Below are 21195 nucleotides of genomic sequence, written 5' to 3'. Positions count from 1 at the left end.
TTCCCACGCAGTCTCTCCCGTCGCACGTGGGAAAGGCTGCGTGGGAGCGGGCTTGCCCCGCGATAGCGTCAGTAGTGACACGGCCTTTATCAGGCCTTGCCGGAAATCCCATACTTGCGCAGCCGCTGGGCAATCGCGGTATGCGAAGTCTGCAAGCGCCCAGCCAACTGCCGGGTCGAGGGGTAGCTGGCATACAGGCGCTGCAACAGCTCGCGCTCAAATTCCCCCACCGCCTGCTCCAGGCTGCCGACCTCAGCCTCTTGCCCGCGCGCCACTGAAGTCCCGGCGATATCCAGATCGCCAATATCCACCAGATCGCTTTCGCAAATCGCCGCCGCGCGAAAAATCACGTTCTGCAACTGGCGCACATTGCCTGGCCAAGGATTGGCCAGCAGGGCGGCATGGGTGCCCGGTGTCAGCCTGCAAGGCGGGCGCTGGATCTGGGTGCAGGCCTGCTGCATGAAGTAGTGCGCCAGCAGCAGGATATCCTGACCGCGTTCCCGCAGCGGCGGCACCTGCAGGTTGAGTACATTGAGGCGGTAGAACAGGTCTTCGCGAAAGCTGCCCTCGGCGACCATCCGTTCCAGATCGCGATGGGTGGCGCTGATGATGCGCACGTCGACCTTGACCTCGCGATCGCCACCTACTCGGCGGAAGCTGCCATCGCTGAGAAAGCGCAATAGCTTGGCTTGCAGATAGGGCGACATCTCGCCAATCTCGTCGAGAAACACCGTGCCTTGGTTGGCCAGTTCCATCAGCCCTGGCTTGCCACCACGCTGGGCGCCGGTAAACGCGCCGGGGGCGTAGCCGAATAGCTCGCTCTCGGCCAGGCTCTCGGGCAGTGCCGCGCAGTTCAGCGCCAGGAAGGGCGCGGCATGGCGGCTGCTCAGGGCATGGCTGGCGCGGGCTACCAGCTCCTTGCCGGTGCCGGTTTCGCCGTGCACCAGCAACGGCGCATCGAGCACTGCTACGCGCAGCGCGCGAGCCTTGAGGGTGCGGATGGCCGGGGAGTCGCCGAGCAGTGCGTCAAAGCCTTCGGCGTGATCGTGGTGCAGCGCTGACAAGCGTTCGCCCATGCGGTTGGGCGGATACAAGGTGAGCAGGCCACCGGCGTTGGTAATTGGCGTGGCATCGAGCAGCAGGCTCTGGCCGTCGAGCTGCATCTCGCGCATCGGCAGGTGGAAGTTGTTGTCCAGCAGCGCCTGGAGCAGGTCGGGGTCTTTGAACAATTCACCGACCGAACGCCCAGCCGACTCCCGCCCGCAGAGGGCGATCAGGGCCGGGTTGGCCAGCAGCACCTTGCCGGCGCTGTCCACCGCCAGCACTGGGTCGCTCATGGCCGCGAGCAGGGCATCGAGCTGCAAATGGCGACGCTGGCCGGGGAGGATGTCGACCACTTCCACCGATTGCACTCCGTGCACTTCGAACAGGGCGTCGTGGAGCTCTTCGAGCACTGCGGGGCTGAGGGTCGGGGCGTCGATGTAGACGTTCGGCGGGACCATCTCCACGGCGTCCAGGTTGAGGTTACGGGCACCGAGCAGGGCCAGGACTTCCTGGGTGATGCCGACGCGGTCGATGAAGCTGACGTGGATGCGCATGGGGGCAACGGAGGTAAGGGAGAGGGCGTCAGTATGCCATTGCGAAGGGGCTCAGGCCCAATCGCGGGGCAAGCCCGTTCCAACAGGGGCCGCGCCGCCGTCGGAATCGGCGCCGTGTCTGTAGAAGCGTGCTTGCCCCGCGATGGCGGTGTCAGGCGTTGCCCAGATGCTCAGGCTTGATCGGATCGCCAGACTTCACATCCAGTTGCTGACGGATGTCTTCGAACATCAGGTCGTAGATCTTGTGCGTCGATCCCAGCGACTCGAATTTCTTCGGCGCTGGCAGGTAGCTCTGGGCCTTGCGCGTGGCCAGGCTGAGAAAACTCGGCAAGACCTGGTCCTTGGCGAGAAAGAACTTCTCGTCCACCGGCTTGCCCTCGATGCTGCCATGCATGTGGAACTGGATACCGCGCCCTTCCCTGGGGTCCTGGGCTACCTCGTAGTTGATGTTCAGATCGTAGCTGTGATCATTGGTGTTGAGCGCGGTACGTTCGATGTGTACATGACCAGGTTGGAACTGAGCCACAGTGCAATCCTCCGGAAGGTTGAAACAGCGGGTGCCGAGCACCCGCCTACTGCATTCAACGGTAGCTGATACCTGGCTGGGCCGTGGAAACACGGGTGCCGGCAGTGCCTTTGACGATGTCCTCGATGTTTTCCAGCGAGCTGATCACCGCGACCTTGCCGGTTTTACGGGCAAAGTCACTGGCGGCCTGCACCTTCGGCCCCATGGAACCGGCGGCGAAGCCTAGGCGCTCGAGTTCGTCGGGGTGCGCCTGGGCAATGGCTTTCTGCGTCGGCTTGCCCCAGTCAATATAGGCCGCATCCACGTCGGTGGCGATGATCAAAAGGTCGGCCTCCAGCTGTTCGGCGAGCAGCGCCGAACACAGGTCTTTGTCGATCACCGCTTCGATGCCCTTGAGCTTGCGATTTTCGTCGTACATGGTCGGAATGCCGCCGCCGCCGGCACAGATGACAATGCTGCTTTTTTCCAGCAGCCACTTGATCGGGCGGATTTCGAAAATGCGCTTGGGCTTGGGGCTGGCGACCACTCGCCGGTACTTGTCGCCGTCGGCCTTGACCACCCAGCCTTTTTCCTTGGCCAGGCGCTCGGCTTCTTCCTTGGAGTAGACCGGGCCAATGAACTTGGTCGGGTCTTTGAAGGCCGGGTCATTGGCGTCGACTTCGACCTGGGTCAGCAGGGTGGCGAACGGCACTTCGAAGGCCAGCAGGTTGCCCAGTTCCTGTTCGATCATGTAGCCGATCATGCCTTCGGTTTCAGCGCCGAGCACATCCAGCGGGTAGGCTTCGTCGGGTTTGTAGGACAGCGCCTGAAGCGACAGCAGGCCGACCTGCGGGCCGTTCCCGTGAGCGATGACCAGTTCATTACCAGGGTGGATCTTGGCGATTTGCTCGGTAGCGGTGCGGATATTGGCGCGCTGGTTGTCAGCGGTCATCGGCTCGCCGCGGCGTAGCAGGGCGTTGCCGCCCAATGCAACAACGATACGCATGATGAAGTGTCCTTCAGAGAGAATGTGGGGCGGGCCCGTGGGAGCGGGCTTGCCCCGCGATGGCGTCGTTGCGGCTGGCGCAATCGCGGGGCAAGCCCGCTCCCACAAAAGCCCCTGCTCGGGGGTTACAGGTCAGCCAGGGTCGAGACCAGAATCGCCTTGATCGTATGCATGCGGTTTTCCGCCTGCTCGAAGGCGATACACGCTGGCGACTCGAACACGTCATCGGTCACTTCGATGCCGTTCTTCAGGTTCGGATACTGCTCGGCGATCTGTTTGCCGACCTTGGTGTCGGAGTTGTGGAACGCCGGCAGGCAGTGCATGAACTTGGCCCGTGGGTTGCCGGTGGCTTTCATCAACTCGGCGTTGACCTGGTAGGGCAGCAGTTGCTGGATACGTTCGCCCCAGGCTTCGACCGGCTCACCCATCGATACCCAAACGTCGGTATGCACGAAGTCCACGCCTTTGACCGCTGCTTTCGGGTCTTCGGTGAGGGTGATGCGCGCACCGCTTTCTTCTGCGTACTTCTTGCAGCGCTCGACCAGGTCATCATGTGGCCACAATGCCTTGGGCGCGGCGATACGCACGTCCATGCCGAGCTTGGCGCCGATCAGCAGCAGCGAGTTGCCCATGTTGTTACGGGCGTCGCCCAGGTAGGCGTAGCTGATGTCGTGGATCGGCTTGTCGCTGTTTTCGCGCATGGTCAGCACGTCGGCGATCATTTGGGTCGGGTGATATTCATCGGTCAGGCCGTTGAAGACGGGTACGCCGGCGAACTTGGCCAGCTCCTCGACGATTTCCTGCTTGAAGCCACGGTACTCGATCGCGTCGTACATGCGCCCGAGCACCCGGGCGGTGTCCTTCATGCTCTCTTTGTGGCCAATCTGCGAGGAATTGGGGTCGATGTAGGTAACGTTGGCGCCCTGGTCGTAAGCGGCGACTTCGAATGCACAGCGGGTGCGGGTCGAGGTCTTTTCGAAGATCAGGGCGATGTTGTTGCCCTTCAGGTGTTGCTGCTCGGTGCCGGTGTACTTGGCGCGTTTCAGATCGCGGGACAGGTCGAGCAGGTAACGCAACTCGCGCGTGGTGTGGTGTTCCAGGCTGAGCAAGTTACGGTTATGAATGTTGAACGCCATGATGATTCTCCTTGAGTTCGGTAATCGGCCCGGCCGGCGCTTTGTAAGCGCGGCCGGGTTGATGGTCGTTTAGTAGTCGATTGGGTCGCGAATGATTGGGCAGGTCATGCAGTGGCCACCGCCACGGCCGCGGCCCAGCTCACCGGCGCTGATGGTGATGACTTCCACCCCGGCCTTGCGCAGCAGGGTGTTGGTGTAGGTGTTGCGGTCGTAGCCGATGACCACGCCAGGCTCCACGGCCACTACGTTGTTACCGTCATCCCACTGTTCGCGTTCGGCGGCGAAGCTGTTGCCGCCGGTTTCGACCACGCGCAGTTGCTTGAGGTTGAGCGATTCGGCCACCACCTCGATGAACGATTTGTTCTCGCGACGCACATCCATGCCATACGGCTTGCTGCTGTCTGGGCGGATGACGAACGGCACGATCTCTTTGACCACTTCTGGGAAGATCGTGACCAGGTCGCGGTCGCAGAAGCTGAACACCGTGTCCAGGTGCATCGCAGCGCGAGATTTCGGCAAGCCGGCGACCACCACTTTTTCCACTGCGCCCTTGGCGAACAGCGATTGGGCCAGTTGGCCGATGGCTTGGCGCGAGGTGCGCTCACCCATGCCGATCAACACCACGCCATTGCCGATCGGCATGACGTCGCCGCCTTCCAGGGTGGCCTTGCCGTGGTCTTTGTCCGGGTCGCCGTACCAGACTTCGAAGTCGGCGCCGGTGAACTCGGGGTGGAACTTGTAGATCGCGCTGGTCAGCAGGGTTTCCTGACGTCGCGCTGGCCAGTACATCGGGTTCAGGGTCACGCCACCGTAGATCCAGCAGGTGGTGTCACGGGTGAACTGGGTGTTGGGCAGCGGGTCGAGGAGGAAGCTGGAGTGGCCCAGGTAGTCGCGGTACATCTTGATCACGCTGGCGCCTTCGCTGTCGGGCAGGTCTTCACCGGCCACGCCGCCGATCAGGAACTCGGCCAGCTTGCGTGGCTCCAGCCCTTCGAGCCAGCTGCGCACTTCGTTGGTCAGGCCAACGCCAACGGTGTCTGGGGTGATCTTGCGATCGAGGATCCATTTCAGCGCTTCAGGATTCTGGATGGTCTCGGTCAGCAGGTTGTGCATTTCCAGCACTTCGATGCCGCGCTCACGCATTTTGGTGACGAAGTCGAAGTGGTCGCGCTTGGCCTGGTTGACCCAGATGACGTCATCGAACAACAGGTCGTCGCAGTTGCTCGGGGTCAGGCGCTGGTGGGCAAGGCCCGGGGAGCAAACCATCACTTTGCGCAGTTTGCCGGCTTCGGAATGGACGCCGTACTTAACTTTATCGGTGGACATGGTTCATTGCCTCCATCATGCAAATTCAGTGATTACAGAGTCAGGAATCCGTCGTACAGGCCATAGGCCGCGACCAGCGCGCCCACGACTACGGCGGCGAAGATCAGCTTCTCCACGTTGGTGAAAATCGGTTGGCCCAGTTCGCGCTTGGCCTTGGCGAACAGGATCGCGCCAGGGGCATACAGCAGGGCCGACAGCAGCAGGTACTTGACCCCGCCGGCATACAGCAGCCAGACCGCATAGAGCAGGGCGATGGCGCCGATGATCAGGTCTTTGTTGCGCTCGCCGGGGGCTTGTTCATAGGTCTCGCCGCGCAAGGCCATGAGGAAGCCATAGGCCGCCGACCACAGGTAAGGCACCAGGATCATCGAGGTGGCGAGGTAGATCAGCGACAGATAGGTACTGGCCGAGAACAGGGTGATGACCAGGAAGATCTGCACCATGGCGTTGGTCAGCCACAGGGCATTGGCCGGCACATGGTTGGCGTTCTCGCGGCGCAGGAACTCCGGCATGGTGTGGTCTTTGGCGGCGGCGAACATGATCTCCGCACACAGCAGTACCCACGACAGCAGGGCACCCAGCAGCGAGATGATCAGGCCGACGCTGATCAGCACCGCACCCCAGTGGCCGACCACGTGCTCAAGCACGGCCGCCATCGACGGGTTCTGCAGCTTGGCCAGCTCAGGTTGAGTCATCACGCCCATCGACAGCACGTTGACCAGCACCAGGAACAGCAGCACGGTGATGAAGCCGATGACCGTGGCTTTACCCACGTCCGAGCGTTTTTCTGCCCGTGAGGAGAAGATGCTCGCGCCCTCGATGCCGATGAACACCCAGACGGTGACCAGCATCATGTTGCGCACCTGGTTCATCACGCTGCCCAGATCTGGCGAGCCCAGGCCCCAGATGTCGGCGGTGAACACGTCGAGCTTGAAGGCGAACAGGCAGATCAGGGCGAACAGCGCCAGCGGCACGACCTTGGCCACGGTGGTGACCAGGTTGATGAACGCCGCTTCCTTGATCCCGCGCAGTACCAGAAAGTGCACTGCCCAGAGCAGGATCGACGCGCCGATCACCGCCGCCGGGGTATTGCCCTCACCGAAGATCGGGAAGAAGTAGCCCAGGGTACTGAACAGCAGGACGAAGTAACCGACGTTGCCCAACCAGGCGCTGATCCAGTAACCCCATGCTGAAGAGAAGCCCATGTAGTCGCCAAAACCGGCCTTGGCGTAGGCATACACCCCGCCATCGAGGTCAGGCTTACGGTTGGCCAGGGTCTGGAACACGAAGGCCAAGGTGAGCATGCCCACCGCGGTGATGGCCCAGCCGATCAGCACGGCACCGACACCAGCGCTGGCGGCCATGTTTTGCGGCAAGGAGAAGATCCCGCCGCCAATCATCGAGCCGACGACAAGTGCAACAAGTGCACCGAGTTTTAGTTTTTCGGGAGAATCAGACATTTAACAACTCCGTACCAGGAGAAAGTTGACGACAGAATAAAACTGACGCCGGGGTCATTCGCTGATGTAGATCAGTTCATGACGACGTAAAGTGAGAAAAATCCTTCACGCGTCTCCTGGAGAGTGCCGACAGCTCTGCCGCAGGCCTTGTGCGCTGGCACCTCCATGTACATCTAGAGCAAACGCTCTGTTTCGCCTGCGAACTTTGAAGCTAGTCGCTTTTGAGTAAGAAGCAAATTTTTCAGGAAAAAGACGGTGGTATCCTGAATGGCATGGATATATCCACATGTCCGGCAGGGTTAGTTGCCAGCTGCATAGACGGGCTAGTTATGAGCCCGGCAGATTTCATCACGTGGTCTAATATAAAAGCGCCGCCGCTATATATGAATGCAAGGGGTGTTACATGGGTATGACACTGCGCCGCCGGGGCCGCTGGGCGGGCCTTTTTCTGGGTACTGATCGGGAGGCGCCATGAGCGAGCCGGGACAAAAACTGCGGCTCGGCGCGTTGATCGCCTTGGTGGTCGGCTCGATGATCGGCGGTGGGATTTTCTCGTTGCCGCAGAACATGGCAGCGCGCGCCGATGTCGGCGCCGTGCTGATCGGCTGGGGCATTACCGCCGTGGGCATGCTGGCCTTGGCCTTCGTGTTCCAGACGCTGGCCAATCGCAAGCCGGAGCTGGATTCGGGGGTGTATGCCTACGCCAAGGCTGGGTTTGGCGAGTACATGGGCTTTTCGTCAGCGTGGGGCTACTGGATCAGCGCCTGGTTGGGCAACGTCGGTTACTTCGTCCTGCTGTTCAGTACCTTGGGTTTTTACTTTCCGGTATTCGGCGAGGGCAACACGCCGATCGCCATCGCTTGCGCCTCGTTGCTGCTGTGGGCGGTGCACTTTTTGGTCCTGCGCGGGATCAAGGAAGCGGCGTTCATCAACCAGGTGACCACCGTGGCCAAGGTGTTGCCACTGCTGATGTTCATCGTGATTGCTGCCTTTGCCTTTCGCGCCGATATCTTCACCCGCGATATCTGGGGCCTGAGCAACCCCCAGTTCGGCAGCGTCATGGAGCAGGTGCGCAACATGATGCTGGTGACGGTGTTCGTGTTCATCGGCATCGAGGGCGCCAGCGTTTATTCGGGGCGAGCGCAGCGCCGCTCGGACGTGGGCAAGGCGACGGTGATCGGTTTTCTTGGGGTGTTGGCCTTGCTGGTGCTGGTCAACGTGCTGTCGCTGGGGGTCATGACCCAGCCTGAGCTGGCCGGGTTGCAGAATCCATCGTTGGCCTCGGTGCTCGAACACATCGTCGGCCCATGGGGGGCCTTGCTGATCAGCATCGGCCTGGCGGTGTCGCTGCTCGGTGCGCTGCTGTCGTGGGCGCTGCTGTGCGCGGAGATCCTCTTCGCCACCGCCCGCGACAAGACCATGCCACGCTTTCTGACTCGGGAGAATGCCAACCAGGTACCGGCCAATGCCTTGTGGCTGACCAACTGCATGATCCAGGGATTCTTGCTGATCACGCTGTTTTCAGCAGGGACTTACACCAGCCTGATTTACCTGGCCTCGTCGATGATCCTGGTGCCGTACCTGTGGTCGGCGGCCTATGCGGTGCTGCTGGCGGTGCGCGGGGAGGGCTATGAAGGCCAGGCCAATCTGCGGCGCAAGGATTTGTTGATTGCAGGGGTGGCGCTGATTTACGCCATCTGGCTGCTGTATGCCGGGGGGCTGAAGTACCTGCTGTTGTCGGCCTTGCTCTATGCGCCGGGGGTGATTCTGTTCGCCCGGGCCAAGCATGAGCAGGGGCAGGCCCTGTTTACTAGCTGGGAGAAGTTGATTTTTGCCGCGGTGCTGGTGGGCGCGGGGTTGGCGGCCTATGCGCTGTATTCAGGGTTGCTGAGTCTTTGAGTCGATAGGGTGCTGCAGCTATCGCATCGCGGGGCAAGCCCGCTCAGGTACAGTGCAAGCCTCAATTGCGGCGCTGACCTTGTAGCGGGCTTACAACGCGATGCGCTGTAGAGGTCACCAGTGTGGTGCCGCAGATCCCAGCTCGCAGGCGCCGAAATCCCAACGCAAAACGGCATCGCCCACCGTCAACGGCCCCTTGAGCCGCTGCGCCAGTCCCCACGGCGTTTGCTCCAGGTGCAGATCCAGGTCATCCACCGTCTGCGCCGCCAATGGCAAGTCATCCCCCACTGTCCCATGCTCGACCAGCAGTTTCGCCGTACGCGCCAGCGACAAACGTGCGCGGCTCCCTGCGCCGGTGCGCAGGCGCTCTTCCAGGGCACGGATCGCCTCGGCCGCCATCAGGTAGCCAGTGGCATGGTCCAGCGCCTGTACCGGCAGCGGCACAGGCTGGTTCGCCTGCTGCCAGCGCATGCCTTCGCGGGCAATCCCCGTGCTCATCTGCACCAGGCTGTCGAAGCCGCGCCGCTCCTTCCAGGGGCCGCTCCAGCCATAGGCGTTGAGGCTGACATCGATCAGCCCGGGGTTGAGCTGGCGCCGTCGTTCATGGCCAAGGCCCAGTCGCTCGAGTGCATCTGCGCGATAGCCGTGAACGAGGATGTCGGCATCGCCCAACAGCCGCTCGAACACCAGGCGATCGGCTCGATCGCGCAAATCCAGGCGTGCGCAGCGCTTGCCCAGGGTGACTTCGGCAACCACTGCCGGCTCTTCCCAGCCCGGGGGATCGATACGCAGTACCTGTGCGCCAAAGCCGGCCAGCAGGCGAGTGGCGATGGGGCCGGCGAGGATGCGCGTAAGGTCGAGTACCTTGATCCCCGCCAATGGCCGTTGGGTAGTGCCGCGCCATTTCAGCGGGGTATCGCTGGCGAAGGTTTCGCGCAGGATCAGCGGCTGCGCATTGACCGCCTGGCCTTGAGGATGCGCGCACCAGTCAAGCCAGCTGCGCATCCGCGCCGCACAACCGCCAGCAGCGACTAGCGCAGACTCCAGCTGGTCGGCGCTCCAGCTCGCTACCTTGCTGGCTACCTCGTTGCGATTGGCGCAGCTGCCCAGTACCCGCTCGACGGCGGCGCGGTGATGTGGGGCATTGGTATGCAGGCGGATCCAGCCGTCGGCGCAGGCGTAGTCCCCGGCGATCGCATCCCACAGCCCTGGCGGCTGCCAGCCTTGTGGGCGCAGGCTGCTGGCGAACCAGAACGAGGCCAGGCGTCGGTCGACGCGCACCAATGGGCAATTGTCGGTTTGTTGTTCAAGCAAGCGCGCCAAGGCCAGGCCGGCGGCGCCGATGCTGGCGGCGGCAAGCTCGCTGACAGCGTAGGTCGAGGGCAAGCTGCCGACGCCCTGCCAGCGCAAAGAGGCGGGGTTAAGGGTCAGTGCTTGGCTGATGGTGTCGAGCAACGGCTGCATGCAGGATCCTCCTTGATCGATCCCATTGCAGTACATCCGGCGCCCAGACGCAAATCTCAGCGGGCGTTGCAGCTCGTTGCAGGTGGCGTTGCTCGCTCAGGCCGCGACCAGATCCACAGGTTGCCCAGGGTCATGCCGGTGATCGCCAGGAACACCGGCCAATGGTGTTCAAGGAAGGTCAGCATCACCCCGGCGCACAGCAGCATGCTGATCGTCGCGCTGATCTTGGCCCGACGCTGGATGACCTTGCCGTTGCGCCAGTTGTACAGGATCGGCCCGAACAGCCGGTGATTCTCCAGCCAAGCACTCAAGCGCGGCGAGCTGCGAGTTGCCGCCCAGGCTGCGAGGAGAATGAACTCGGTGGTCGGCAGGCCAGGAATGACGATAGCGACCAGGCCGATCCCCAGGCTCACGTAGGCCAGGATTCCATACAGCAGGCGGGCAAGTTTCGAGCGGGCAGGTCGGGTCATGGTCTCACTGCAAAAACGGCCGGCCACAAGATCTGTGGCCGGGTAAAGCGTATCAGGCCAGCGCCGCGTCTGCAGCGTAGGCGTGCTTGAGTAGCTGAGTGAAGCGCTCGAAGGCGGCGACTGCGCCACGCTCGGCAGCAGCTTCTTCTTCGGCCGACAGCTCCAGGCCATCGAGAATGCGGGTGAACTGCTTCCAGCCCTCGGCGCGACCGCCGGCGGGCTCGCCCAGGTGCCGCGCGCCAAAGCTGTCCGACAGCTGCAGGGCCACCGCGCGTTTGATCAGGAACGCGGCGCCCAGTTTGGAGCCTTCAGAGACGAAGATCCAGCCCATCGCCTCGCCCAGGCTCGGTTTGCTCAGGGCACCGGCTACCGGCGCTGGGACTTCGGTGTTGAGGTCAGCCAGGTCCAGGCGGGCTTGCTCGGCGCGGCAGCGCTCGGCCAGGTCAGGGACGATGGCGATCAGCTGCGGGTCGGTGTACAGCGCCTGCAATTCGGATTGGAACAGGTACTGGGCGACCACGAAGCGCGCGAAGCTCTCGCGGCTGTCGAACGGCGCGTGGGATTTGACCAGCACGTCCAGCTCGCTGTGGGGCGCGTGGGTAATCTGGTTCAGGCGTTGCGAGCGCAGGCTCGGGCGCTCGGCGGTGGTGGCGGTGGTCATGGTCGATCCTTGGGAAATAGGGTGTCTAATGACAAGACGAACAAGAAGACGCAGAACAGTAAAAAAACCTCACCTGCGTTATGTCGGTAGTGGCCTCAGCGCGGGGCGATCCCGCGCCCACCAGAAGCGCGAAGAAGGTGGGGGCGGGTGTGACGCGCGATGAGCCGCTGCTGGGGTGGGTCAGATATCCCAGACCACGTTGATGGCGAAGTTGCGCCCGGGCATGGTCAGGCGGTCCAGATTGGCTGGCTGGGTCGCGCCGGCTTCACCCTGGCCGTCATAGCCGCGTACCGAATCCCACTGCCAGTATTTCTTGTCGGTCAGGTTGTACAGTCCGGCATTGACGGTGATGTCGTCGGTCACTTTGTAGAAACCGCTCAGGTCCAGCACGCCATAGCCGGGAGTGCGGAACTGCTTGCTGGTGCCGTCGGGTGCGAAGAAGGCACTGTCGTCGACTCGGCTCTTGCGCTTGACCAGCGTCCAGCTCAGCAGGCCGCCATAGTTGGCTTGCTCATAACCCAGGCCGAACACACCGGTCAGCGGGTTGACGCTGTTCAGCGGCTGGCCATTGTCATCGTTGCGACCGTGGGCGTAGGCGATCGAGGTTTGGGTGTAGAGACCCTGCGGTGCGCCAAAGTGATCGAGGTTCAGGCGGCCTTTGAACTCGGCGCCCTTGATGGTCGCGTGCTTGATATTGCCAGCGCTGAAGGTCGGGCCGAGGTCGGCGGCCTGCACCGCATCCTCGTCGATGAAATCGCGGTACTTGTTGTAGAACACCGCCACGTCGAAGTTGCCGGCATCGAAGTTGCCCCGCAGACCAGTCTCGTAGCTTTTGCTTTTTTCGGGCTCAAGGTTGGGGTTGCCTTCTACGCGATAACCCAGGGTCGGGTTGTCGAAGCGGCCGTACATCGACTTGGCGGTCGGTGTGCGGAAGCCTTCGGCGTACTGGCCGTACCAGGTGTAGTGGTCGTTGAAGGCGTAGGTCACCCCCAACTTGGGCGATACGCGGTGCCATTTCTTCGGCGAGTCGTCGATGCTGGCGGGCGCGCCTGAGTTGTCGCTGTCCAGGCCGGCGAGGAATGCCTGGGTGATCTTCGGCTCCATGCGCGTGTAGTCGTAACGGGCGGCGGGCAGGAAGGTCCAGTTGTTCCAACGGATCTCGTCCTGGGCGAACACGCTGTAGGTCTTGACGGTCGGGTCGGGGAAGTCGCTGACGTTCAGTCGATCGTCCGGGCTGTCTGCGCCAACGCCGGCGCAGTTGCGGCCAAAGGCCAGGCAAGTGCCGTAGCCTGTGCGCATGCCGGTGACTTGCTCGCGCTTGAAGGTGGCGCCGTAGGTCAGCAGATGCTCAGTGGCGCCGATGCTGAAGGCTTTGTCCAGCTGGGCATCGACTACCCATTGGCGATCTTTGTAAGTGGTTTCGCGGGTACGCAGCACGCGCCGCACGAAGGGTGCATAGATTTCTTCGGTCTGCTGGTCGGTCTTGGCGATCTGGTAGTTGAGGCTCCACTTCATGTGATCGGCCAGCAGCGAATCCAAGCCGAACTCGTGGTTGATGCCGAAACGTTCACGGGTGACGGTGTCATTGCCCAGGCGGCTTTCGTACATGCCGATGCCAACGCCGTTGCCGAAGGGGCCGCCGACTGCGCTGAGGACATTCTGGTCGCGATCATCCTTGTAACGCTCGTAGGTGAACCCCAACCGGGCATCTTCGGCGTAATTCCAGCCGAGCTTGGCCAGTACGTTGGTGGTACGTACGTCTTCAGGGTTGGCCTCGGTACGCGACAGGCCGCTGCCGCCATGCTCGCCGTAGGATTCGGTCTCGTGGCCATTGCGCTGGCTCAGGTGCAGCAGGCCATCGAAGTCGCCGTGCCGGCCCGCGACGGTGGCGGAGGTCAGCCAGCTCTCGTCGGCCGAGCTGTAGCCGGTCTTGAGGCGAGCGCCGACGTCCTTGCCGGGCTTGATGATGTCTTGTGGGTCGAGGGTGAAGTAGCTGACTGCACCGCCGATGGCATTGCTGCCGTACAGCACCGAGGCCGGACCGCGCAGGATCTCGACGCGTTTGACGATCTCCGGGTCGACGTAGTTGCGTTGGGTCTGGGCGTAGGGGCCGTAGAAGAAGCTGTCGGGGATCGACACGCCGTCGACCTGGGTCAGGACGCGCTCGCCATCGATACCGCGAATGTTGTAGCCGTTCAGGCCACTGCGTTGACCGGTGCCACCGACTGAAACGCCGGGCTCGTAGCGGACCAGTTGCTGGATGTCATTGACGTTCTGCCGGTCCAGTTGCTCACGGGTCTGCACGCTGACGGTGCTTGGCACCTGGCTGACGTCCTGGGCGCTGCGGGTGGCACTGACGGTCAGTTGCTGCAGGGCGATAGCGTTACCGGTCGACTGGCGCTCGAGCACCACATTGCCGTTGCTGATCTTGCGATAGCTCAGACCGGTGCCGTGCAGCAGGCGCTTGAGGGCGGCTTCGGGTGGCAGCGAGCCCTGAACGCCAGGCGAGGATACGCCCTCGGCGACTTCGGCAGTGAAGCCGACCTGCCAGCCGGTGACTTCGCTGAAGGCATTGATCGCGGCAACCAGCGGTTGCTGGGTGATGGCGAAGCGGTAGTCGCCCATGCGTGGGGTGCTGGCCTGGGTGGGTTCTGCGGCCAGGGCTGGCAGGCTGCAGGTGCCGCTGGCGAGCAGGGCCAAGCTGAGCAGGGACAGTTGCCCCATACGGCGGGAAGATGGAGATGGGCGAGTTGGACCTGTGGACATCGGAGGCGCTCCCTGACGCGCGGGCTGTTATAGGTGCTGGCTGGTTCTGGGTAAAAACAAGAATCAGTTGCATTGGCTATAACGAGACGGGCGTTGAGGGGGGATCGCGTAAAAATAATTTTGGGGTTTGTTGTGGTGGGTTTTGAGGTGGGGTGTGTATATCCATTTGCGATGGAGACGCTGAATCACCTTTCCGCCTTTACGGCGGGTCACTTTTTGGCAAACGCCCCAAAAAGTAACCAAAAAAGGCTGCGCTCCACCATCCGGCCCTACGCTGCGCTTCGGGTCCCTTCGCGCCGGCGCCTTCCGGGCCCGCGCGGCCTACGATTTGCTACGCAAATCTACATCTCGCGCCTTCGGCTACGCCGAAGGGTGCTGGCGCACCTGGCCCTACAGGCACCTCTGCTCAGCCTCCTGAAGTCGCGAATCGGCGTCGTCTGAACTTGCGCGCAGGAAGATCAAGAGCAGGCGAATCGCTACGCTCTCGCCAATGCCAAAGCCAAATTTTGATTTTCTGTTTTGTGTTGTTTGTTCTGGCCTCTTCGCGGGCAAGCCCGCTCCCACAGGTACCGCGCAGATTTCAGTCCAGCGTTGAGCCAGCACTGACACCACGCAGATACTGCGAACCCCACGAAGCCTGTGGGAGCGGGCTTGCCCGCGAAGAGGCCAGAGCATTCACTACACCTGCCACTATCGCCAGATAACGCCAGTCCAGTCGCCGCCACTAACTTCGCGACTTCAGGAGGCCGAGCGTAGGTGTCTGTAGGGCCAGGTGCGCAGCACCCTTCGGCGTAGCCGAAGGCGCGAGATGTAGATTTGCGTAGCAAATCGTAGGCCGCGCGGGCCCGAAAGGCACCGAAGCGAGGGGATCCCGCCACGGGCGGGACTGATGGTGGAGCGCACGGCTTTTGGTTACTTTTGGCCACGACCAAAAGTGACCCGCCGTAAGGGCGGAAAGGTGATTCAGCGCCACCCTCGCCAATGGATATGCTCAAACCTCTAAAAGCCCAAGCCCAAGCCCAAGCCCAAACCCAAACCCAAACCCAACCTCAGTTCAAAATCACCACCGCCGGATACTCATGCAACTGCGCCGAAGTCATATGAGCCAACGCCCGCAGCGTCTCCAGCGGCTGATCCAGCCGATAATTCCCGGTCACCGCCACATGATCCAGTTGATCATTGCGATTGATGATCCACCCAGGATAGTACCGCCGGACCTCGGCAAGCACCTGGCTCAACGGACAGTTCTCGAACACCAGCCGCCCATCGACCCAGGCCAGATCCTTGTGCATGTCAGGCCGCAACCGTTCACCGAAGCCCTGCGGACCAACGCTGATGCTGTCACCGGCCGTGAGCCGGATACGCTGGTCACTCGCCGCCTGCAGATCGACATCCCCCCGCTGCACACGAACCTGCGCCTCGCCATCCAGGTAACGCACCGCAAAATCAGTGTCGCGCACCTGCGCCCGCAGCGGTCCGGCTTGCACTTCAAGAGGCAATTGACTGCCACCGCTCACCTGAAAATATGCCTCGCCCTGCAGCAACCGGGCGACCGGTCGGCCATCGCGCAGATCGCTGGCAAACGCCGAGTTAGTGTTGAGCAACACCTTGGCCCCCTCATCCAGCTGCAAGCGCTGGCGTTCGCCAACCACGGTCAAGTGATCGGCCTGCAAACGCACCGGCAGGTTGCCAAAGGTGAACAGCCCGACCAGCAGCACGGCCGCCGTCGCCAGCGGTTTCCAGTGGCGGCGAACACGTGCGCTCAAGGCGTTGCGGCGGCTTTGATGAATCTGCACGGCGGCCTGGCGCAGGGGCGCGCCATTCCACAAGGCCTCAGCCTCGACGTAGGCCTCGGCATTCTCCGGCGCGGCACTGAGCCAGGTCTCGAACTCATGGGTGTCTGCTTCGCTGGCGCATTGCAGGCGCACCAGCCAGTCCAGCGCCTCGTCCATGGCACGGGCGCGGGCATCGGGCCCGGCGGGTGATGGGCGGGGGGCATGGCTGTCAGTCACGGGTGATCCTTGCGATGAGCGTTTTTTGCAAATGATCATGGCTGCGCCGGGGCAAGGCAAGCGCTTTGCCAAACCCAGGCGGCGAGCGGTCGACTCACTTGAGTCGATCGGCTACACCCATGCAGATGGCCATGATCAGTTTCAGTTCCTTCTGAACCGTGCTGGCCGAGACGTTCAACTGCTCGGCGATTTCCATGTAGCTGGCGCCATGCAGGCGGCTGAGGATAAAAATTTGCTGCTGGCGCGAGGTCAGCTGGCTGAGGCTCACACTCAGGTGCTTGAGCAGTTGCTCGGCGTGGGCGGCGTCCTCGCTGCTGCTGGCCGGTGCGGCAACGTTGTGCAGCACTTGCTCGGGCACGTCGTCGACCAATGTCCGCGCCTGCACCCGGCGGGCGCGCAAGTGATCGAGGGCGAGGTTGCGCGCCGTCTGGAAGACGAACGGCTCCAGATGCTCGATTGGCCGCTCGCCCAAGGCCCGAGTGACCCGCAGGTAAGTCTCCTGCAGCAGGTCTTCCGCTGTGCTGGGGTTGCCCACCATGCCCTGTAGCGTACGCAGCAGGCTGAGACGCTGGGAGAGGAAAACGGTGTTGAAGCGAGACTGACTCACGGGGAAACCTGACCGATGCGGATGAATGATAATGCTTATCATCCATGCTGTTGGTCAAGCCTTGGACAGGTAAAGAATTGGTAAGGTGATGTTTGCAGGGGTGGGTTCGGGCAGGTGGGTGAGAAGAGGCTCGCCCGCGATAGCGCTGGATCGGACAGCGCTATCGCGGGGCAAGCCCGCTCCCACGTGGCTCCCACGTACCCTGGCTTGCGCCTAGCGTGCGCTACACAGCGCCAGGCAGTTATCCAGCATGCGGTTGGAGAAGCCCCATTCGTTGTCGTACCAGGCCAATACCTTGAGCATGCGGCCATTGGCGCGGGTGTGGTTGGCGTCGAAAATCGACGACAGCGGGTTGTGGTTGAAGTCGCACGACACCAGTGGCAGGGCGTTGTAGCCCAGTACACGGGAGTGGCGGCTGGCTTCGAGGAACAGCTGGTTGACCTCTTCGGCGCTGGCCTCGCGCTTGAGGTTCACGGTCAGGTCGACCAACGACACGTTGATCACCGGCACCCGCACGGCCATGCCGGTGAGCTTGCCGGCCAACTCCGGCAGGACCAAGCCGACCGCCTCGGCGGCGCCGGTCTTGCTGGGGATCATCGACTGGGTGGCCGAGCGCGCGCGGAACGGGTCGCTGTGGTAGACGTCAGTCAGTACCTGGTCATTGGTGTAGGCATGGATGGTGGTCATCAGGCCTTGCTCGATGCCGAACTCACGGTGCAGCACCTGGGCAATCGGCGCCAAGCAGTTGGTGGTACAGGAGGCGCTGGAGATGATCTGGTGCGAGGCGCGCAGCACGTCATGGTTGACGCCGTACACCACGGTGGCATCGACGCCCTTGCCCGGCGCCGAGATGATCACTTTGCCCGCGCCGGCACTCAGGTGAGCAGCGGCCTTGGCCCGCTCGGTGAACAGCCCGGTACATTCGAACACCACATCGATCGCCTCGGCCTTCCACGGCAGTTCGGCCGGATTGCGGATGGCGCTGACGGCGATGCGGTCGCCATTGACGGTCAGGCTCTCGTGATCGGCCTCGACCTGGGCGTCGAAGATGCCGTGCACGCTGTCGTACTTGAGCAGGTGGGCGTTCATCGCGCTGTCACCCAAGTCGTTGATTGCGACGACCTGCAGGTCCTGGCGGTAGCCTTGGGTATAGAGTGCGCGCAGGACGTTGCGTCCGATGCGGCCGAATCCGTTGATGGCGATGCGAAGGGTCATGGCAATACCTCTGGCAGTCGGGTGAAGGCTGTGGCAAAAGGACTGTAGCCAAAAAAAGCATCTTCACTGAAACGGTTTTGTTATTGGAATTACAAGATTATGCGTTGCGGGATAGAAAACAAGCCCTTTTGATGGCAGTATTTTGTTTAAACATACAACGAGTGGTCGGGCGAGCTGTTTCCGCGTTGCACCAGGCACTTTTACCTTGAGCCTAGGTCGCAATCGTTTGGAGGGGAAATGCCGCTTCAGACCACCCTTACAGTCAGCCTGGAGTCCAGTACATGCACCCGCGCATCCTTGAGGTCACCCAACGGCTGACCGAACGCAGCCGTCCCACCCGTGAGCGCTACCTGCAACTGATTCGTGGCGCGGCCAGTGATGGCCCCATGCGCGCCAGTCTGCAGTGCGCCAACTTCGCCCATGGTGTGGCCGGTTGCGGTGCCGAGGACAAGCACAGCTTGCGCATGATGAACGCGGCCAACGTGGCGATCGTCTCGGCCTATAACGACATGCTCTCGGCGCACCAGCCGTACCTGCATTTCCCCGAACAGATCAAACAGGCGCTGCGCGAGATCGGCTCGGTCGGCCAGTTCGCTGGCGGCGTGCCGGCCATGTGCGATGGCGTGACCCAGGGCGAGCCGGGCATGGAGCTGGCCATCGCCAGCCGCGAAGTGATCGCCATGTCCACCGCGATTGCCTTGTCGCACAACATGTTCGATGCCGCGTTGATGCTCGGCATCTGCGACAAGATCGTCCCGGGCCTGATGATGGGCGCGCTGCGCTTCGGCCATCTGCCGACCATTTTCGTCCCCGGCGGGCCGATGCCTTCGGGCATTTCCAACAAGCAGAAGGCCGACGTGCGCCAGCGCTATGCCGAGGGCAAGGCCAGCCGCGAGGAGCTGCTGGAGTCGGAGATGAAGTCCTATCACAGCCCCGGCACCTGCACCTTCTACGGCACCGCCAACACCAACCAGTTGGTGATGGAAGTGATGGGCCTGCACCTGCCCGGCGCCTCGTTCGTCAACCCCTACACGCCACTGCGCGACGCCCTGACGGCCGAGGCGGCGCAGCAAGTGACGCGGATGACCAAGGCCAGCGGCAGCTTCATGCCGTTGGGCGAGATCGTCGACGAGAAGGCGTTGGTCAACTCGATCGTCGCCCTGCACGCCACTGGCGGCTCGACCAACCACACCCTGCACATCCCGGCTATCGCTCAGGCAGCAGGCATCCAGCTGACCTGGCAGGACATGGCCGACCTCTCCGAGGTGGTGCCGACGCTGTCGCATGTCTATCCGAACGGCAAGGCCGACATCAACCATTTCCAGGCGGCAGGCGGTATGTCGTTCCTGATTCGCGAGCTGCTCGATGCCGGGCTGCTGCATGAAGACGTCAACACCGTGGCAGGCCACGGCCTGCGCCGCTACACCCAGGAGCCGTTCCTCGAGGATGGCCGCTTGGTCTGGCGCGAAGGCCCGTTGCAGAGCCTGGATGAAAACATCCTGCGCCCGGTGTCTCGGCCATTCTCCGCTGAGGGCGGGCTGCGGGTCATGGAGGGCAACCTGGGCCGTGGGGTGATGAAAGTCTCTGCCGTGGCGCCTGAGCACCAGGTAGTCGAGGCGCCCGCGCGGGTGTTCCATGACCAGCAGTCGCTGGCCGATGCCTTCAAGGCTGGCGAGCTGGAGCGCGACTTCGTCGCCGTGGTGCGCTTCCAGGGGCCGCGCTGCAATGGCATGCCTGAGTTGCACAAGCTCACGCCGTTCCTCGGGGTGTTGCAGGATCGCGGTTACAAGGTGGCACTGGTGACCGATGGACGCATGTCCGGCGCATCGGGCAAGATCCCGGCAGCCATTCACGTTTGCCCGGAAGCCTATGATGGTGGCCCGCTGGCGCGCGTGCGTGATGGTGATATCGTGCGGGTCGATGGTGTCGAAGGCACCTTGCAGCTGATGGTCTCGGCCGACGAACTGGCCAGCCGCGAGCTGCCAGCCGCACCGCTGGGCAATGACCTGGGCTGTGGTCGCGAGCTGTTCGGCTTCATGCGTGTGGCGTTCAGCCCGGCCGAGCAGGGCGCCAGCGCCTTTACCTCTGGCTTGGAGAACCTCAAGTGAAAGACCTGCTGGTTGGCGACATTGGCGGTACCAACGCACGTTTTGCCCTGTGGCGCGACAACCAGCTGCACGCCGTGCAGGTGCTGGCCACCGCCGACTACACCAGCCCCGAGCAGGCAATCGAGGCCTATCTGGGTGAGCAAGGCCTAGCCCGTGGCGGCCTGGCCGCGGTGTGCCTGGCGGTGGCTGGACCGGTGGATGGCGATGAGTTTCGCTTCACCAACAACCACTGGCGGCTGAGCCGCAAGGCGTTCTGCCAGACCCTGCACGTCGAGCATCTGCAACTGATCAATGATTTTTCCGCGATGGCCCTGGGCATGACCCGCCTGCGCGATGGCGAGTTTCGCCAGGTGTGCGGCGGCGCTGCCGACCCGAGCCGTCCGGCGCTGGTGATCGGGCCTGGCACCGGCCTTGGCGTGGGCAGTTTGCTGCGCTTGGGTGAGCAGCGCTGGCTGGCGTTGCCAGGGGAGGGCGGCCATGTCGACCTGCCGGTGGGCAACGCGCGCGAGGCGGCCATTCACCAGGAGATTCATCGGCAGATCGGCCATGTCAGTGCCGAGACCGTGCTCAGTGGTGGTGGGTTGGTGCGCTTGTATCAGGCGATCTGTGCCTTGGATGGCGACGTCCAGCGGCACAAGACCCCGGCTGAGATTACCGATGCGGCTTTGTCTGGTGAGCCACGGGCGTTGGCGGTGGTCGAGCAGTTTTGCCGGTTCCTTGGACGGGTAGCGGGGAACAATGTCCTGACCCTGGGCGCGCGAGGTGGGGTTTATATCGTTGGTGGCGTGATTCCGCGCTTTGCCGAGTTGTTTTTGCGCAGTGGTTTTGCCGCGAGTTTTGCCGACAAGGGGTGCATGAGTGGGTATTTCAGCGGTGTGCCGGTATGGTTGGTGACGGCTGAGTTTTCCGGCTTGCTGGGGGCCGGTGTCGCTCTGCAGCAAACGTTGGAACATTGATATCTT

The 21195-nt window shown here is 62.6% G+C and carries 16 protein-coding genes; 3 read left to right on the top strand and 13 right to left on the bottom strand.

The window, feature by feature from the left end:
- Positions 1 to 89: 89 nt before the first annotated feature.
- The 6 genes from AAZU54_RS15110 to arcD (AAZU54_RS15085) form a co-directional block, all read right to left on the bottom strand.
- Positions 90 to 1598: a sigma-54-dependent transcriptional regulator gene (locus AAZU54_RS15110; protein ID WP_186556443.1), complete on the bottom strand. Its 1509-nt coding sequence runs from the start codon at positions 1596 to 1598 to the stop codon at positions 90 to 92.
- 151 nt (positions 1599 to 1749) lie between these two features.
- A complete protein-coding gene (locus AAZU54_RS15105) occupies positions 1750 to 2124 on the bottom strand; it encodes a DUF5064 family protein (RefSeq protein ID WP_186556442.1) in 375 nt (124 codons plus the stop codon).
- A 55-nt stretch (positions 2125 to 2179) separates the two neighbouring features.
- A complete protein-coding gene (gene arcC / locus AAZU54_RS15100) occupies positions 2180 to 3109 on the bottom strand; it encodes a carbamate kinase (protein ID WP_186556441.1) in 930 nt (309 codons plus the stop codon).
- Between the two features lie 125 nt (positions 3110 to 3234).
- Complete coding sequence (locus AAZU54_RS15095) at positions 3235 to 4245, bottom strand: ornithine carbamoyltransferase (RefSeq protein ID WP_186556440.1); 1011 nt, start codon at positions 4243 to 4245, stop codon at positions 3235 to 3237.
- Positions 4246 to 4314: 69 nt separating this feature from the next.
- Positions 4315 to 5571, bottom strand: a complete 1257-nt coding sequence (gene arcA, locus AAZU54_RS15090; protein ID WP_186556439.1) for an arginine deiminase — start codon at positions 5569 to 5571, stop codon at positions 4315 to 4317.
- A 32-nt stretch (positions 5572 to 5603) separates the two neighbouring features.
- A complete protein-coding gene (arcD, locus tag AAZU54_RS15085) occupies positions 5604 to 7031 on the bottom strand; it encodes an arginine-ornithine antiporter (protein ID WP_186556438.1) in 1428 nt (475 codons plus the stop codon).
- 471 nt (positions 7032 to 7502) lie between these two features.
- On the opposite strand from arcD (AAZU54_RS15085), the gene arcD (AAZU54_RS15080) reads away from it, so the two are divergent.
- Positions 7503 to 8930: an arginine-ornithine antiporter gene (arcD, locus tag AAZU54_RS15080; RefSeq protein ID WP_312152673.1), complete on the top strand. Its 1428-nt coding sequence runs from the start codon at positions 7503 to 7505 to the stop codon at positions 8928 to 8930.
- 114 nt (positions 8931 to 9044) lie between these two features.
- Here the strand turns inward: arcD (AAZU54_RS15080) and AAZU54_RS15075 are convergent, their stop codons facing one another.
- The 7 genes from AAZU54_RS15075 to gap all read right to left on the bottom strand — a co-directional run bounded on the left by AAZU54_RS15075 (position 9045) and on the right by gap (position 18125).
- A complete protein-coding gene (locus AAZU54_RS15075) occupies positions 9045 to 10394 on the bottom strand; it encodes a CoA transferase (protein WP_312152675.1) in 1350 nt (449 codons plus the stop codon).
- Between the two features lie 56 nt (positions 10395 to 10450).
- Complete coding sequence (locus AAZU54_RS15070; protein WP_434727327.1) at positions 10451 to 10864, bottom strand: YbaN family protein; 414 nt, start codon at positions 10862 to 10864, stop codon at positions 10451 to 10453.
- Between the two features lie 52 nt (positions 10865 to 10916).
- Complete coding sequence (locus AAZU54_RS15065; RefSeq protein WP_434727326.1) at positions 10917 to 11525, bottom strand: biliverdin-producing heme oxygenase; 609 nt, start codon at positions 11523 to 11525, stop codon at positions 10917 to 10919.
- A gap of 180 nt (positions 11526 to 11705) precedes the next feature.
- Positions 11706 to 14291, bottom strand: a complete 2586-nt coding sequence (locus AAZU54_RS15060) for a TonB-dependent receptor (RefSeq protein WP_434727325.1) — start codon at positions 14289 to 14291, stop codon at positions 11706 to 11708.
- Between the two features lie 1049 nt (positions 14292 to 15340).
- Positions 15341 to 16303 carry a FecR family protein gene (locus AAZU54_RS15055; RefSeq protein ID WP_186556432.1) on the bottom strand — a complete coding sequence of 321 codons (963 nt, stop codon included), beginning with the start codon at positions 16301 to 16303 and terminating at the stop codon, positions 15341 to 15343.
- A gap of 94 nt (positions 16304 to 16397) precedes the next feature.
- On the bottom strand, positions 16398 to 16910 hold the full coding sequence (locus AAZU54_RS15050) for an RNA polymerase sigma factor (protein ID WP_186556431.1): 513 nt from the start codon (positions 16908 to 16910) through the stop codon (positions 16398 to 16400).
- Positions 16911 to 17123: 213 nt separating this feature from the next.
- The gene (gene gap / locus AAZU54_RS15045; protein ID WP_392464108.1) at positions 17124 to 18125 is read right to left on the bottom strand and encodes a type I glyceraldehyde-3-phosphate dehydrogenase; all 1002 of its coding nucleotides are present in this window, start codon (positions 18123 to 18125) and stop codon (positions 17124 to 17126) included.
- Positions 18126 to 18406: 281 nt separating this feature from the next.
- Here gap and edd point away from each other — a divergent pair, with 281 nt between their 5' ends.
- Together edd and AAZU54_RS15035 are read left to right on the top strand one after the other, a co-directional pair.
- Positions 18407 to 20233, top strand: a complete 1827-nt coding sequence (gene edd / locus AAZU54_RS15040) for a phosphogluconate dehydratase (protein WP_186556429.1) — start codon at positions 18407 to 18409, stop codon at positions 20231 to 20233.
- Positions 20230 to 21189, top strand: a complete 960-nt coding sequence (locus AAZU54_RS15035; protein ID WP_405130136.1) for a glucokinase — start codon at positions 20230 to 20232, stop codon at positions 21187 to 21189. Before edd ends, AAZU54_RS15035 begins: the two co-directional genes overlap by 4 nt.
- Positions 21190 to 21195: the final 6 nt, after the last annotated feature.

Source organism: Pseudomonas sp. Je.1.5.c, from assembly GCF_051129895.1.
Taxonomy (GTDB): Bacteria; Pseudomonadota; Gammaproteobacteria; order Pseudomonadales; family Pseudomonadaceae; genus Aquipseudomonas; species Aquipseudomonas urmiensis.
This window is presented reverse-complemented; position numbering and strand designations above follow the sequence as displayed.